This is a genomic window from Caballeronia sp. LZ035, assembly GCF_031451175.1.
In the GTDB taxonomy this organism is placed as follows: domain Bacteria; phylum Pseudomonadota; class Gammaproteobacteria; order Burkholderiales; family Burkholderiaceae; genus Caballeronia.
Genome location: NZ_JARUXS010000001.1, coordinates 662316 through 676848 on the forward strand (window position 1 = coordinate 662316; position 14533 = coordinate 676848).

The 14533-nt window shown below is 64.2% G+C and carries 14 protein-coding genes; 5 read left to right on the plus strand and 9 right to left on the minus strand.

The genetic code is table 11. The features are described from left to right. The first annotated feature begins 1 nt into the window (after position 1). Both dtd and QCE88_RS03185 read left to right on the plus strand, forming a co-directional pair. A complete protein-coding gene (gene dtd, locus QCE88_RS03180) occupies positions 2-460 on the plus strand; it encodes a D-aminoacyl-tRNA deacylase (RefSeq protein WP_309899102.1) in 459 nt (152 codons plus the stop codon). A gap of 13 nt (positions 461-473) precedes the next feature. Beyond that, the gene (locus tag QCE88_RS03185; RefSeq protein ID WP_309899104.1) at positions 474-1124 is read left to right on the plus strand and encodes a histidine phosphatase family protein; all 651 of its coding nucleotides are present in this window, start codon (positions 474-476) and stop codon (positions 1122-1124) included. On the opposite strand, the gene ruvB is transcribed toward QCE88_RS03185, so the two are convergent. The 9 genes from ruvB to QCE88_RS03230 all read right to left on the minus strand — a co-directional run bounded on the left by ruvB (position 1121) and on the right by QCE88_RS03230 (position 10682). Further along, complete coding sequence (gene ruvB, locus QCE88_RS03190) at positions 1121-2182, minus strand: Holliday junction branch migration DNA helicase RuvB (protein WP_309830448.1); 1062 nt, start codon at positions 2180-2182, stop codon at positions 1121-1123. The genes QCE88_RS03185 and ruvB overlap by 4 nt on opposite strands. Positions 2183-2249: 67 nt before the next feature. Continuing rightward, complete coding sequence (gene ruvA, locus QCE88_RS03195) at positions 2250-2831, minus strand: Holliday junction branch migration protein RuvA (protein WP_309807211.1); 582 nt, start codon at positions 2829-2831, stop codon at positions 2250-2252. 23 nt (positions 2832-2854) lie between these two features. Continuing rightward, on the minus strand, positions 2855-3397 hold the full coding sequence (ruvC, locus tag QCE88_RS03200) for a crossover junction endodeoxyribonuclease RuvC (RefSeq protein ID WP_309807212.1): 543 nt from the start codon (positions 3395-3397) through the stop codon (positions 2855-2857). 101 nt (positions 3398-3498) lie between these two features. Next, a complete protein-coding gene (gene purH / locus QCE88_RS03205) occupies positions 3499-5064 on the minus strand; it encodes a bifunctional phosphoribosylaminoimidazolecarboxamide formyltransferase/IMP cyclohydrolase (protein WP_309899106.1) in 1566 nt (521 codons plus the stop codon). Positions 5065-5128: 64 nt separating this feature from the next. Continuing rightward, the gene (locus tag QCE88_RS03210) at positions 5129-5362 is read right to left on the minus strand and encodes a Fis family transcriptional regulator (protein WP_008351548.1); all 234 of its coding nucleotides are present in this window, start codon (positions 5360-5362) and stop codon (positions 5129-5131) included. Continuing rightward, on the minus strand, positions 5359-6453 hold the full coding sequence (gene dusB, locus QCE88_RS03215) for a tRNA dihydrouridine synthase DusB (protein WP_309899108.1): 1095 nt from the start codon (positions 6451-6453) through the stop codon (positions 5359-5361). The genes QCE88_RS03210 and dusB overlap by 4 nt, the downstream gene beginning before the upstream one ends. A 216-nt stretch (positions 6454-6669) precedes the next feature. After that, positions 6670-7896 carry a UbiH/UbiF/VisC/COQ6 family ubiquinone biosynthesis hydroxylase gene (locus QCE88_RS03220; protein ID WP_309899110.1) on the minus strand — a complete coding sequence of 409 codons (1227 nt, stop codon included), beginning with the start codon at positions 7894-7896 and terminating at the stop codon, positions 6670-6672. Continuing rightward, the gene (locus QCE88_RS03225; protein ID WP_309899112.1) at positions 7893-9296 is read right to left on the minus strand and encodes an aminopeptidase P N-terminal domain-containing protein; all 1404 of its coding nucleotides are present in this window, start codon (positions 9294-9296) and stop codon (positions 7893-7895) included. The genes QCE88_RS03220 and QCE88_RS03225 overlap by 4 nt, the downstream gene beginning before the upstream one ends. 81 nt (positions 9297-9377) lie before the next feature. Then, positions 9378-10682 carry a class I SAM-dependent RNA methyltransferase gene (locus tag QCE88_RS03230; RefSeq protein WP_309899114.1) on the minus strand — a complete coding sequence of 435 codons (1305 nt, stop codon included), beginning with the start codon at positions 10680-10682 and terminating at the stop codon, positions 9378-9380. A gap of 279 nt (positions 10683-10961) precedes the next feature. Here QCE88_RS03230 and QCE88_RS03235 point away from each other — a divergent pair, with 279 nt between their 5' ends. The 3 genes from QCE88_RS03235 to QCE88_RS03245 all read left to right on the plus strand — a co-directional run bounded on the left by QCE88_RS03235 (position 10962) and on the right by QCE88_RS03245 (position 14531). Continuing rightward, positions 10962-11948, plus strand: coding sequence for a LysR family transcriptional regulator (locus tag QCE88_RS03235; protein ID WP_309899116.1), 987 nt, complete (start codon positions 10962-10964; stop codon positions 11946-11948). 184 nt (positions 11949-12132) lie between these two features. Beyond that, complete coding sequence (locus QCE88_RS03240; protein ID WP_309899118.1) at positions 12133-13056, plus strand: TauD/TfdA family dioxygenase; 924 nt, start codon at positions 12133-12135, stop codon at positions 13054-13056. Then, entirely contained in the window at positions 13053-14531 is a 1479-nt protein-coding gene (locus tag QCE88_RS03245; RefSeq protein ID WP_309899120.1) for an AMP-binding protein, read from the plus strand. Before QCE88_RS03240 ends, QCE88_RS03245 begins: the two co-directional genes overlap by 4 nt. Positions 14532-14533 lie beyond the last annotated feature (2 nt).

The window sequence follows — 14533 nt, forward strand, 5'->3', positions numbered from 1 at the left end:
GATGATCGCGCTGATTCAGCGGGTCAGGCGCGCCGACGTGCGCGTGAACGAACGCGTGACGGGCGCGATCGAAGCGGGCCTGCTGGCGCTGGTCTGCGCCGAGCGCGGCGACAACGAAGCCGCCGCGGACAAACTGCTCGCGAAGATGCTGGCGTATCGCGTGTTCAGCGACGCCGCCGGCAAGATGAATCTGCCGGTCGCCAACATGGATGGCGCGGGGCGCGCGGGCGGCGTGCTGCTGGTGTCGCAATTCACGCTGGCCGCCGATACCTCGAGCGGCTTGCGCCCGAGCTTCACGCCGGCCGCGCCCCCGGACGAAGGCAAGCGGCTCTTCGATTACTTCGTGACGCAGGCGCGCGCGAAGCATCCCATCGTCGAGACGGGCGAATTCGGCGCCGAGATGCAGGTGTCGCTCGTCAACGACGGTCCGGTCACCTTCTGGCTGCAAGTGCGGCCCTGAAAACAGGAAGCATATGACGACGCAGGTCCTCTTCATTCGACACGGCGAAACCGACTGGAATCGCCTCAAACGCATTCAGGGACACGTCGATATTCCGCTGTCGGCGCACGGTGTGCAGCAGGCGGAGCAACTGAGTGCGCGGCTTGCCCGCGAGGGGCGCATCGATGCGGTTTATTCGAGCGATCTTCAACGCGCGCGACTGACGGCGCAGCCTTTTGCCGATGCACTGGGACTTGAGATACGGTTGTCAGAGGGACTGCGCGAGCGTTTCTTCGGCGCTTTCCAGGCGCACGACAGCGACGAGATCAACGAGAAGTTTCCCGCCGAATATGTCGAATGGCAGACGCGTGATCCAGGCTTCTCGCCGCCCGGCGACGGCGAATCGCAGCGCGTGTTCTATCACCGCGTGGTGCATGCAATGGAGCCGATCGTGGCCGCGCATGCGGGCGGGCGAATCGCGGTCGTGGCGCACGGCGGCGTGCTGGACTGCGTCTACCGGTTCGCGATGAAACTGCCGTTGCAGGAGCCGCGCAACTGGCCGCTGCTCAATTGCAGCATCAACATCGTGGATTACAGCGTGGACGGCGCCACCGTGGTGTCGTGGGGTGACGTCGCGCACCTTTCCACCGATACCGACGACGACAATTTCCGCAAACGCGCCTAGCCGTTATTGGCGTTCCACATGTCGCGCACTGGACCGGCGTCGGGCGCGACGAGCCCGAAGTGGCGGTACGTGAGCATCGTGGCCACGCGCCCGCGCGGTGTGCGTTGCAGGAAGCCTTGCTGGATCAGATACGGCTCCAGCACGTCCTCGATGGTGTCGCGCTCTTCGCCGATGGCCGCCGCCAGATTGTCCACGCCGACCGGACCGCCGTCGAACTTGTGCAGGATCGCTTCGAGCAGCTTGCGGTCCATCAGGTCGAAGCCGACCGGATCGACGTCAAGCATTTTCAGCGCTTTGTCGGCGACGTCGGCGGTGATCATGCCGTCCGCTTTCACTTCGGCGTAGTCGCGCACGCGCCGCAGCAGGCGGTTGGCAATCCGCGGCGTGCCGCGCGAACGCTTGGCGATTTCAAGCGCGCCTTCATTGACGATATCTGCCTTCAGCAGCGACGCCGAACGTGCGACGATGCGCGCCAGTTCGCTGGCGTTATAAAACTCCAGCCGCGACACGATGCCGAACCGGTCGCGCAGCGGATTCGTCAGCATGCCTGCGCGCGTAGTTGCGCCGACCAGCGTGAACGGCTGCAAGTCCAGCTTCACGCTGCGCGCGGCCGGACCTTCGCCGATCATGATGTCGATCTGATAATCCTCCAGCGCCGGGTACAGGATTTCCTCGACCACCGGCGACAGCCGGTGAATCTCGTCGATGAACAGCACGTCGTTGGCTTCGAGATTCGTGAGCAGCGCCGCGAGGTCGCCTGCACGCTCCAGGACCGGCCCCGAGGTCTGCCGCAGATTCACACCCATTTCCCGCGCGATGATGTGCGCGAGCGTGGTCTTCCCGAGGCCCGGCGGCCCGAACAGCAGCACGTGATCGAGCGCTTCGGAACGCCGCTTGGCGGCTTCGATGAAGATTTCGAGCTGCCCGCGCGCCTTTTCCTGCCCGATGTATTCGTCCAGCTTGTGCGGGCGCAACGCGCGCTCGAACGCTTCCTCGTTGGGCGAGACGGGCGAGGCCGAGATGACGCGTTCGGCGGCGAGTTTGTCGGTTTCGATCATGGTCCGATTGTACAGCGAGCTTTTGCGCGGCGAAGCTGGCCGGATGGCCTAGGCCGAATCCCTGCGCTTACGCTTTCGAGAGCGCCTTCAACGCCAGCTTGATGCCTTCCGACACACCCGTTCCGGCCGGCACGTTCTTGATGGCAGCGAGCGCTTCCTTCTCGGAATAACCGAGCGCGAGCAGCGCATTGAGAATGTCCGACGCGTGGTCCGACTGCGAAGCGGCGCTCGCCATCGCGCCGAGATCGGCACCGAGCTTGCCTTTCAGTTCGAGCAGCAGGCGCTCGGCGGTTTTCTTGCCGATGCCCGGCACGCGCGTCAGCCGCGCGGCGTCCTGCGTCGTCACGGTTTGCGAGAGCTCGTGCACGCTCATGCCGGACAGCACCGCCAGCGCCATGCGTGCGCCAATGCCGCTGATCTTCAGCAATTCGCGGAAGGTCGAGCGCTCCTGCGCGGTGAGAAAGCCGTAGAGCAGATGCGCGTCTTCACGGACGATCATCTGCGTGAGCAGCACGACCTTGTCGCCGGTGTTCGGCAGGTTGTAGAACGTGCTCATCGGCACGTCGATTTCATAGCCGACGCCATTGCAGTCGACGAGCAGATGCGGCGGATTTTTTTCCAGCAGAACGCCGGCGATGCGACCGATCATAAAGTGATGTGCCTGGTAGTGTTCTAGCCGATAAGCCGTCCGCGCCGCACGCGCAAGCCCTTCTTCGCGAGTCCCGGCGCAATCTCGCCCAGCGTCGCGAGCCCGCCGCCGCCGTGCGCGTGGCAGATGGCCATGCCGAGCGCGTCGGCGGCGTCGGTGCTCGGCACGCCCGTGAGGCTCAACAGGCGGACGACCATCTGCTGCATTTGTTCCTTGGTCGCGCGGCCATAGCCGACCACGGCCTGTTTCAGTTGCAGCGCGGTGTATTCGGCGACCGGCACGCCGCCCGCCACCAGCCCGCAGATCGCGGCGCCGCGCGCCTGGCCCAGCAGCAAGGTGGATTGCGGATTGACGTTGACGAAGACCTTTTCGACGGCCGCCTGATCCGGATTGTGCTGCGCGATGAGCGTCGAGATGCCGCTGAAAATGGTGTTCAGACGTGAGGGCAAGTCGGCATCGGCGGTCTTGATGACGCCGCTCGTCACATAGCTGAGCGTGTGTCCGTGCTTCTCGATGATGCCGAAGCCGGTCACGCGCAAGCCGGGGTCGATGCCTAGGATTCTCATTCGTTCGCGGTGCGGGTCGTCGACCGGGTAGTCGATATCAAAAAGGCCTGTTTGCGCGATGTGCTGCGCAAACAGGCCCATCTTAATGGAAGCGTCTGAATTTAATGACGGAAATGACGCGTGCCGGTGAGGATCATCGCGATGTTGTGCTCGTCGGCGGCAGCGATCACTTCGTCGTCGCGCATCGAGCCGCCCGGCTGGATCACGCAGGTCGCGCCCGCGTTCACGACCACGTCGAGGCCGTCGCGGAACGGGAAGAACGCATCCGACGCCACGGCCGAGCCGTTCAGCGTCAGGCCCGCGTTCTGCGCCTTGATGCCCGCGATGCGCGCCGAGTCCACGCGGCTCATCTGGCCCGCGCCGACGCCCATGGTCATGCCGTTCGCGCAGAACACGATGGCGTTCGACTTGACGAACTTCGCGACGCGCCACGCAAACATCAGGTCGTCCATTTCCTTCGGCGTCGGGTGGCGCTTGGTCACCACGCGCAGTTCATGCGGCTGCACGTTCTTCGCGTCCAGCGACTGCACCAGCAGGCCGCCGCCGACACGCTTCAGATCGAACGTGTTGTGACCGTCGCCGAGTGCGATCTGCAACAGGCGCACGTTCTGTTTCGCGGCGAACACGGCGCGCGCCGCGTCGCTGAACGACGGCGCGATCAGCACTTCGACGAACTGCTTCGCGACTGCCTGGGCCGTCGCTTCGTCGACTTCGCGATTGAACGCGATGATGCCGCCGAATGCCGACGTGGGATCCGTCTGGAACGCCTTCGCATACGCTTCGTTCGCGTCCGCGCCGAGCGCCACGCCGCACGGGTTCGCGTGCTTGATGATCACGCAGGCGGGCGCGTCGAAGGTCTTCACGCATTCCCACGCCGCGTCCGAATCCGCGATGTTGTTGTACGACAGTTCCTTGCCCTGCAACTGCGTGTAGTTGGCGAGCGCGCCGGCCGGAACCGACAGATCGCGGTAGAACGCGGCGCTCTGGTGCGGGTTCTCGCCGTAGCGCAGGTCCTGCACCTTCTCGAATGCGAGGTTGAAGGTGGCCGGGTAGGTATTGCGGCTCGAATGCTTCAGTTCTTCAGTCAGGCTCGTCAGGTAGTTCGTGATGGCGCCGTCATACTGCGCGGTGTGCGCGAAGACCTTGGTCGCGAGACGGAAGTTGGTCGTGTAGCCGACGCTGTTGCCGTGCGCGCGCATTTCGTCGAGCACGGTGGCGTAGTCCGCCGGATCGACCACGACCGTCACATCGCGATGATTCTTCGCCGCCGAGCGCAGCATGGTCGGCCCGCCGATGTCGATGTTCTCGATCGCGTCTTCCAGCGAGCACTCTTCCTTCGAGACCGTCTGCACGAACGGATACAGATTGACGACCAGCAGGTCGATGGTCGGAATCTCGTGCTGCTCCAGCGCGGCCATGTGCTCGGGCAGGTCGCGGCGGGCGAGGATGCCGCCATGCACTTTCGGATGCAGCGTCTTCACGCGTCCGTCGAGCATTTCCGGGAAGCCGGTGTAGTCGGCGACCTCGGTGACGGGCAGGCCCGCGTCGGCGAGCAGTTTCGCCGTGCCGCCGGTCGAGAGGAGCTTGACGCCGAGCGCCGACAGCGATTTCGCGAAATCGACGATGCCGGATTTGTCGGAGACGGAAAGGAGCGCTTGCTTGATCATGATGAACACTGAAACCGAGAAAAAAGAACCAGGCCGAACCGAGGCGGCGCCTCGGTCCGAAGAATCAAATCAATCCGTGCTGCTGCAGTTTCTTGCGGAGCGTGTTGCGGTTGATGCCGAGATATTCAGCCGCCAGCGACTGGTTTCCCCCGGCCTGCTCGAGCACCACTTCCAGCATCGGTTTTTCCACGCACGAGATCACCATGTCGTAGACGTCGTGCGGATTGGAGCCGTCCAGGTCCTGAAAGTAGTTGTCGAGGCTCTGGCGGACGCATTGTTCGATGTTATGTCTGCTCATGCGGCAATCAGTCGGTCTGTCGTGTTGTTGAGCCCGCCGCACGATTCTTCTTCGGCTGCGCCGTCCGCTTCCCCGGCCTCGTCCACATACACGAGACGGTCGGACAACGCCTTTTGTGCGTCGAAGAATTCGTTGACTGCGAGCAATTGTTCTTTGGTCGTGTCCAGCGTATTCATCCGGTGCCGGAAGGTGCTGGCGCCGGAAAGGCCGCGAGTGTACCAGCCGATATGCTTGCGCGCAGTCCGAACGCCCGTGAATTCCCCATAAAAGGCGTAGTGATCTTCGAGGTGCTCGTTCATCACCTGCTGGATCTCGACGATGCGCGGCGGCGGCATGTGCTCACCGGTCTTCAGGAAATGTTCGATTTCGCGAAACAGCCACGGGCGGCCTTGCGCGGCGCGACCGATCATGATGGCGTCGGCGCCGGTGAGGGCGAGCACGTCGCGGGCTTTTTCGGGTGTGGCGATGTCGCCGTTCGCGACCACCGGGATCTTCACCGCGGCCTTCACGGCGGCGATGGTTTCATATTCCGCATCGCCCTTGTAGAGATCGGCGCGGGTGCGGCCGTGCACGGTGAGCATGGCAATGCCCGCGTCCTGCGCGATTTGCGCAATGGTCAGCGCGTTCTTGTTGTCGCGATTCCAGCCGGTGCGGATCTTGAGCGTGACGGGCACAGCGTCGGGCCCCACGCCGACCGCCTGCACCACGGCTTCGACGATGCGCGCGACCAGCGGTTCGTTCTGCAGCAGCGCGGAGCCCGCGGCTACGTTGCAGACCTTCTTGGCCGGGCAGCCCATGTTGATGTCGATGATCTGCGCGCCGTTCGCGACATTGTGTCGCGCGGCTTCGGCGAGCATCTGCGGATCGGCGCCCGCAATCTGCACGGAGATGGGTTCGACTTCGCCCGCGTGATTGGCGCGACGCAGGGTCTTCTCGCTTTTCCATAGCTGCGCGTTCGACGCGACCATCTCCGACACCGCGTAGCCCGCGCCCATGCGCTTGCAGAGCTGGCGGAACGGGCGGTCGGTGACGCCTGCCATCGGGGCGACGAACAGGTTGTTGCGCAGAACGTGTGAACCAATGGTGGGCATGAAGGCTCGGGCATCCGCATGGCAGAGTCCGGCCGATGGCGGCCGCAAACGCATCTGGCGGAGGCAATGTCACAGATGGGGAAACGCGTATTTTAACGCGAAGCGCGTGCTGAAATTAAGGGCAATCGCGTGCAAGTCATTAAATCTTCTATGAAAGAACGCGCGTTCATAGAGGATAAGTCGATCGGATGACGTAGGCGATTGCCTTCAGACAGACTAGCGGCGCTGCCCGAACATCATCTGGCGGGCGAGCGCAGTTTTTACCGGCGGCAGGAATTCGAGCGCAGTGAGCGCGAGCCCGCGTATCGCCGCGAGCGGCGGGAAGTCGGACGTGAAGAGGCGCGCGAGGGTGTCGGTGGCGCCGATGGTCAGGCGCCGGTCGAGCGCGCGGCGCTGGGCGAAGCGGGCGAGGGCGAGCGGGCGTGGGCCGTCGGCGGAGAGCGCGTCGGTGAGCGCGAGCGCGTCGCGCAGGCCGAGATTCAGCCCTTGCCCCGCGACCGGATGCAGCGTCTGCGCAGCATTGCCGATGGCGACGGTGCGCTGGTCGACCAGCACCTCCAGTGCTGAGAGACCGAGCGGAAACGCGGCACGGCCCGCGATGCGCGTGAACCGTCCCATACGCGTGCCGAATGCTGCGCCGAGTTCCGTGAGGAAGCTGGCTTCGTCGAGTTGCGTGCGCCGCGCGGCTTCCTCGGGCGTGCTGCACCAGACCAGCGAGTAGTCCGCATGGCGCGGGCCGCCGCACGGCAGCAGCGCGATGGGGCCTTCGTTCGTGAAGCGTTCCCACGCGACGTTCGGGCGCGGATCCGACACGGTTACCGTGCCGACGATGGCTGTCTGGCCATAGTCGCGCGCGCGGCGCTCGCCGGGCGTGCTGATTTCGCTCGTGCTCTCGCTCGCTTTCTCGCCCTTCTGGTAAAGCCCGCCTTCGGCGTTGACCAGCACTTTCACGCGGATCGTGCGTTCGCCGTTCGCCGCTTGCAACGGCAGGGTGATGCCGTCGTTGTCCTGCAGCGGCGCGAGCGCGGTGGTGTCGGTGAGCCAGTGGACGGGCGTGGCGCGCACCGCGGCGGCGAGCGCGCCGACCAGCGAACCGTAGCGCACCACGTAACCAAGTTCGGGAAGCTCGTGCTCGTCATGCTCGATCAGCGTGCGGCCGAAATGCCCGCGCTGCGACACATGAATGCGGCGGATGGGTGTGGCGTCGCCGGGGAAGCCGAGCGGCTGGAGCATGACACGGCTGCCGTGCGACAGCGCGAGCGAGCGCGGATCCTGAACGGCGGCTTCGGGCGTGCGCGCGTCGATCAGCGCGATCGACAGCCGAGAGGTAGCGCTGCGCCGCGCGAGCCAGCCCGCGAGCGCGAGCCCGACCGGCCCCGCGCCGACGATGGCGATGTCGTAGTCGTAGTCGACATGCGCTGTGGTGGCTTGAACGTCGCTCATGGCCGGTCTGTGTCGGATGCGCGCATCAGCGCTTCGATTTCATCGGCGGCGACCGGCACTTCGCGCGTGATCAGCTCGCAGCCGGTGTTCGTCACGATGGCGTCGTCCTCGATCCGGATGCCGATGTTCCAGTAGCGCTCGGGCACGTCGCCGGACGCGCGCACGTAGAGTCCCGGCTCGATCGTGAGCGCCATGCCCGGCACCAGCGTGCGCCAGGGCCGCGCGCCTTGCTCGTCGAGCGGACCGTCGGCTTCGCGATACTCGCCCGCATCATGCACGTCCATGCCGATCCAGTGCCCGGTGCGGTGCATGTAGCAGGGCGCATAGGCGCGCTGAGCGAGGACGTCGTCGAGTGTGCCGACCTTCGTCTTGTCGAGAATGCCGGTGTCGAGCAGCCCTTGCGACAGTATCTTGAGCGCGGCCTGATGCGGCGTGTCGAAGCTCACACCGGGACGCGTGGCCTCGACGGCGGCGGCTTGCGCGGCCAGGACGATGTCGTAGAGCTCGCGCTGCGCCGGCGTGAAGCGGCCGCTGGCGGGAAAGGTGCGCGTGATGTCGGAGGCGTAGCCGTCGAGTTCGCACGCTGCGTCGATCAGGATCAGGTCGCCTTCGCGCGCGATGGCATTGCCCGCCGGGTAATGCAGCACGCAGGCGTTCGCGCCCGCCGCGACGATCGAGCCATACGCCGGCGCCTGCGCGCCATGACGGCGGAACGTGTAAAGCAGTTCGGCCTCGATTTCAAATTCGCGCATGCCGGGACGGCACGCCTGCATGGCGCGGCGATGCGCTTCTGCGGAGATGGACGCGGCGCGGCGCATGATGCCGATTTCATGCGCGTCCTTGACGAGGCGCATTTGGTCGAGCAGCGGCAGCAGATGGTGCACGGTGGCGGGCGCGCGCACGCCGCTGCGGCCCTGCGCGCGGACCGCCGCGAGCCAGCCGCGCACTTGCGCGTCCAGTTCCGCCGAGGTGCCGAGCGCGTAATGCAGCGCGGGTGCGTCGGCGATCAGGCGCGGCATTTCGTCGTTCAGCGCGGCGACCGGCAGCGCGGCGTCCAGGCCGAACGCTTCGCGCGCGCCTTCGGGGCCGAAGCGGAAGCCTTCCCAGGTTTCCCGCTCGGCGTTCTTCTCGCGGCAGAACAGGATGGATGCGGGCTCGCCGTCCTGCGCGTCAGCGTCGAGCACGAGGACGGCCTCGGGTTCGTTGAAGCCGGTCAGATAGTAGAGGTAGCTGTCGTGACGGAACGGATAGTCCGTGTCGCGATTGCGCATGACTTCCGGCGCCGTGGGCAGGATGGCGACGCCACCGCCTTGCGCGCGCAGCGCGGCGAGCACGCGCTCGCGACGGGCGCGGTACACGCCGACGGCGATGGGTTGGACGAGTTCGGTGAGTGAGTTCATGCGCCGATTGTAGCGCCGGCTTCGCGCCGGCGTGACTCGGCCATTCGGCCTATTGCGCCGTCGCGAAGCGGCAGGGCATGCTTACTCGTCAGCGGGCCGGTTGCGCACGCTTCCGGCAATCAGGTCGAAACGGAACAGGCGGCATTCGAGCGCGCCGTTGAAGAGCGGCGTCTTGGTCGATTCGCGCAGGCGCAGCAGGCCGGGCAGCTTGCGGTCGGACGTGAGCACGTAGGCGCGCCAGCCGGGAAAGCGCTGCTTGAGCGCGTTGCCGAAGTTGATGAAGAACTCGGTGTCCGCGGGATCCGGCTGGGCCCGCGCGAAAGTGTCTTCCTCGTCGCGGCGGTTGCGCGGCGTCTCGCGAATCTCGCCGCGCGGACCGCGGCCGCGCACTTCGATACGCTCGCCGTACGGCGGGTTGGCGAGCAGAATGCCGGGCGCATCGGTCGGCGGCACCATGTTGCGGGCATCCACCTGCTTGAGCGACAGGTTGGAGACGCCCGCGCGGCTCAGGTTGGCGCGCGCCTTCTCGAGCATGTCGCCGGAAATGTCGCTGCCGAAGATGGTCAGTTCGCTCTGCGAGGCGCGCGCGGCGCGGCGTTGTTCGGTTGCGGCCTGCTTGAGCTTCTGCCACATGCCCGGGTGGAAGGGCTTGAGCTTCTCGAAGCCGAAGCGCCGCTCGCTGCCCGGCGCAATGCCGAGCGCGGTTTGCGCCGCTTCCGCGAGGAACGTGCCGCTGCCGCACATCGGATCGAAGAGCGGTGTGCCCGGCGTCCAGCCGGTCAGGCGCAGGATGCCCGCCGCGAGGTTTTCACGCAGCGGCGCCGCGCCCTTGTCGAGCCGCCAGCCGCGTTTGAAGAGCGGTTCGCCGGAGGTGTCGAGATACAGCGTGCATTCGTTCAGCGTGAGGAACGCGAACACGCGCACGTCCGGCTGCGCGGTATCGATGCTGGGGCGCGCGCCCGCCACGTCGCGCAGGCGGTCGCAGACGGCGTCCTTCACACGTAGCGTGGTGAATTCCAGGCTCTTCACCGGCGACTTGATGGCGGTAAGATCCACACGCATGGTCTGGCTCGGCGTGAACCAGTTCTCCCAGCGCTGCCGGTGCGTCAGCTCGTAGATGTCGTGTTCGTTGCGATACGGGCCTTGTGCGACCTTCAGCAGCACGCGGCTGGCAATGCGCGAGTGCAGGTTCGCGGCCATGCCGGCAACCCAGCCGCCGCGAAAATGCACGCCGCCCGGCACCTGAGCGCCGACGATCAACTCGCCGCCGCCCGAAAGCGGCGCAGCGGAGACATGCCGTTCCCCGATCTCCGTGAGCTCGGCGGCAAGCGGTGCTTCAAGACCGCGCGGGCAGGGGACGAACCAGTCGAAGAGAGGGGAGGACATGAGGGGCGGGTCGGACGTTCAAAGGCGGTATTGTACGCGGGGCGTGGGAACAGCGGCCTCGGCGTGCGGTCTGCCCGAGCAATGCGCTGTTTTGTCATTTTTGAATTTTGATGGCCGAAGCCAAACGGGCATCGGCTAAAACTCAAACGAACATGCAACGTGTCGACCGCATCATCCTCAAGGCGCACGCGCCACGGGGCAAGGCGGACGACGGTTGCCATGCATCGGGCTCGCGGCCCCAATGGACTCGCTTATCGGATCTGAATAACAGGACACTTCGTGCTCAACCATAATGCTCTTCGTCAGTTGGATTTGCAGGATGTCATGGTATTTCTGTGCCTGCACAAGCACAGAAGCGCGCGTCGGTCCGCGGAGGTATTGAGCATCAGTCAGCCGACCGTCAGTTATTGCCTCAAGAGACTTCGCACCTGCTTTCAGGATTCGCTGTTCGTGCTGGATCACGGGAGCCTGATCGCAACACAGAAGGCTGATGCGATCGAGCCTTATCTGCACACCGTGATCGACGCAGTGAATCGTTGCGCGGACATGGCCAAGGAACAGCCGGAGCCAGTCGGGCGCCGTGCGTTGCGCATGTGCGCCCCTGAATACTTCGAATTGCTCATCCTGCCGGGCGTGCTGGAATATCTCGGGCGCACAGGCCGCGAAACGACGCTGACCGTCGATCGCCTCGGCCGCGACCTTCCTGTCGAGCAGTTGTTGGCTGGCGAGGTCGACTTTGCGATTGGCTTCGGTCCGGGCTATCACCGGATGCATCCGGACTTGCGATGGGAGTCGATCCTGTCGGACACCTTCGTGTGCGTCACTTCGGAGGCCAGGGGGGCATGCTCGTCGCGGATGTTGCTGGACGAATTCTGCGACATGGAGCACGTATTTCCCACGCCCTGGTTATCCGAGCACAACATGATCGACGCCTGGCTCGGCAAGCTCGGCCGCTCGCGTGAAATGGTCGTGCGTGCGAATACCTATCAGGCCTGCCTCAATATCGTCGCCAGGCTGCCGCTGGCGCTGGCCTTGCCCAAACGTCTTGTCTCGTACCTGTCCATTCCGTCATCTGCACGGATCAGGGACGTTCCGCTCGGCTTTCCAGCCTTTACGCTCGACGTCGTCTGGGCGGCCGAGATGGAAAATCATCCCGATACGTACACCATGCGAGCCCTATTCAAGGATCTGGCGAGCAAAAGCGACAAAGACAGCGACAGCGACAGCGGCACGAGCGGAGCGCGTCCGCCCACCGCGCCGTCATGATTTTGCGCCTGGGTCCGTGCGAGAATAAAAGATAAAAGTTTTGAAAAAATTCAGTAAGCAGGATGACAAATCAAATTTAGAAGTCGCATGTGAATTATTAAAATCGCCTGTGTAACTGCCTTGATAGATTGAATGTGTTCACGACATTGAACATTTCCTGAAAATCCAATCTGAGGCACACGCGATGCAAATCGATACCGCGCACATGCAGGTCCAGCACCGGCCATTGCCGCGCTTTGGCTTCGAGCTGATCGAAAGTCTTGAAGACGCGCAGAAGGTGGTCGACGTTTTCGATACCGCGAAAATCTACGAGCAGCTTGCGCATTCGGGCGCCGTGATCTTCCGCCACTTCACGGATACGCTGGATGATTTCGACCAGCTCGTCAAAGTCCACTCGTCGCACGTGACGTTTGATCCTGCCCGCAAGGCGTCGACCGAAAACACGGCCGAGATCGATGCCGGTGTTTTTGAAATGGGTTTGCATCGAGAGAACGGCAATCTCCCGTTCATTCCGGATCTTCAATGGTTTCATTGTCTTGAAGCGGCGAGTTCCGGCTGCGAGACCACGCTGTGCGACGGGCAGCGGGTATTGCACGAACTGTCGCCGAAAGTCCGCATGCTGTTCGAGCAACGCAAGATCAAGTACACGCGCCGGATTCCGTGGCCCAACGTGCGGCGTTTTCTCAGCATCGAGTTTCAGTTGCCACTGGACGAGATAGACGACTCGCATCTGGAGCTCGTCAATCTGCGCGTGCCCGGCCAGACCTATCGAAGGCTCGATCCCTTCCTCATCTCGTCCGAGCGCATCACCGACGCGATCACGACGAGTTGCTTCTCAGGCAAGCGCGCATTCTGCAATTCGCTGCTTGGTCCCAGCGTCAACTACGAGCCACCGGTTATTTCGTGGGCGGACGGCACCGACATCGATCTGGTCGTGTGGGACGAAATCAAGGAAGTGACGAGGCGTCACACCTATGACCTGTTCTGGAGCAGAGGCGACATCGTCGTGGTCGATAACAGCCGCGTCATGCATGGTCGCCGGGAGCTGACCGATCCTTCGCGGCGCATCTTCGGTGCGCAGAGCTATCGGAAGGAGGTGTCGGCATGATCAGCGCACGACTCGAACGTCATTTCACTGAAGCACCGGACCGGATCGTCGCGCGTGAAATGGGCGGCGCCAGCTATACCCTGGCCGAGCTGGATGCGGAGGCGGCGCGCATCGCAGATCTGCTGCGCGAAGGGTACGGTGATTGCCGCGGCCTGGTGTTCGGCATTGCCGCCCGCTCGAGTTTCCTGTGGGTCGCGACGATGCTGGCGATCCTTCGCGTCAAGGCTGTGTTGTTGCCCGTGCCTCTCGAGTTTTCCGATGAACAGATCGGCAGTCTGCTGGGCAAGGCTGCGGCGATCTTCACGGAGAGCGCGCGTACGGCGAGCCGGATCAAGGCCATACTGCCGGCCGCGACGTGCCTCGATCCCGCGAGTCCGCGCACCGCGTGGCCGACTTGCGCCGGACCGGGGGGCGTGCGGATCGAACCGGGCGTGTGCGCCATCATCCACACCTCGGGCACCACGTCCCATCCGAAAGGCGTGAAGATCCGCGACGAGGCGCTTGGCCTGCTCGTCGACAACATCATGGCGCGGGTGCCGCAGGCACCGCTTCACTATCTGTCGATCGTACCGATGAGTCTGCTGATCGAGCAGGTCCTCGGCGTGTTCCTGCCGATCCTGTCCGGCGGATCGGTGACGTTCATGCCGAAGCACTTCAGGGAGTACGGCGCGCGCAGCGGCAATGCACGCGACTATCTGGAGTTGATTTCCTGCGTCGAGCCGAACTTTCTGTATCTGCCGCCCAAGCTGCTCGAAGAGGCCAATGTGCTGCTGGAGTCGTGCAGCGCGGCCTCGCTGTTTGGCCGTCACAACCCGCATATCATCACGGGCGGAGCCAGGATCGCCCGTACCGTACTCGAAGCACTCGATGAACGAGGGGTTCAGGTCTTCGAAGCGTATGGTCTCAGCGAGAACAGCTCCATCATTTCGCTCAATTATCCGGGGCACCGCCGCATAGGTTCGGCCGGCATGTTGCTCGACGGCATCGCGGCCGTCGTTGTGGATGGCGAGCTACGCGTGCGTTCGCCCACGCTCTGCGCCGGCTATTACAACGCGGACGACACCTCGTGCGAGCTCACCGACGGCTATCTGCATACCGGCGACATGGCCACGATCATCGACGGCTATCTGTACATCACCGGTCGCAAGAAGCACGTGATCATTTTGTCGACGGCACGGAACATCTCGCCGGAATGGGTTGAATCCGTCTACAAGGAGAGCCCGCTGATCGATGACATCGTCGTGCTCGGAGACGGCCGGGATGAACCCGGGGCGATCGTCCTGTCGCAACACGACGAACTGTCCATCCGCGTCGAGATGGCGCGACTCGAATCGCGGCTTGCAAGCTTCGCGTGTGTGCGGCGGATGCGCGTCGTGTCGGATATCGACCGCTTCCGCCGAACCTACTACACGGTGACCGGCCGCCCGCGCAGGCAATTGATCGAGCGTGATCTGGCAGCGTCCCTGTACGCTTAGGA

Bases quoted from the DNA above. Each gene is read 5' to 3' on its own strand.
- dtd (WP_309899102.1), top strand. From the start codon at position 2: ATGATCGCGCTGATTCAGCGGGTCAGGCGCGCCGACGTGCGCGTGAAC.
- QCE88_RS03185 (WP_309899104.1), top strand. From the start codon at position 474: ATGACGACGCAGGTCCTCTTCATTCGACACGGCGAAACCGACTGGAAT.
- ruvB (WP_309830448.1), bottom strand. From the start codon at position 2,182: ATGATCGAAACCGACAAACTCGCCGCCGAACGCGTCATCTCGGCCTCG.
- ruvA (WP_309807211.1), bottom strand. From the start codon at position 2,831: ATGATCGGTCGCATCGCCGGCGTTCTGCTGGAAAAAAATCCGCCGCAT.
- ruvC (WP_309807212.1), bottom strand. From the start codon at position 3,397: ATGAGAATCCTAGGCATCGACCCCGGCTTGCGCGTGACCGGCTTCGGC.
- purH (WP_309899106.1), bottom strand. From the start codon at position 5,064: ATGATCAAGCAAGCGCTCCTTTCCGTCTCCGACAAATCCGGCATCGTC.
- QCE88_RS03210 (WP_008351548.1), bottom strand. From the start codon at position 5,362: ATGAGCAGACATAACATCGAACAATGCGTCCGCCAGAGCCTCGACAAC.
- dusB (WP_309899108.1), bottom strand. From the start codon at position 6,453: ATGCCCACCATTGGTTCACACGTTCTGCGCAACAACCTGTTCGTCGCC.
- QCE88_RS03220 (WP_309899110.1), bottom strand. From the start codon at position 7,896: ATGAGCGACGTTCAAGCCACCACAGCGCATGTCGACTACGACTACGAC.
- QCE88_RS03225 (WP_309899112.1), bottom strand. From the start codon at position 9,296: ATGAACTCACTCACCGAACTCGTCCAACCCATCGCCGTCGGCGTGTAC.
- QCE88_RS03230 (WP_309899114.1), bottom strand. From the start codon at position 10,682: ATGTCCTCCCCTCTCTTCGACTGGTTCGTCCCCTGCCCGCGCGGTCTT.
- QCE88_RS03240 (WP_309899118.1), top strand. From the start codon at position 12,133: ATGCAAATCGATACCGCGCACATGCAGGTCCAGCACCGGCCATTGCCG.
- QCE88_RS03245 (WP_309899120.1), top strand. From the start codon at position 13,053: ATGATCAGCGCACGACTCGAACGTCATTTCACTGAAGCACCGGACCGG.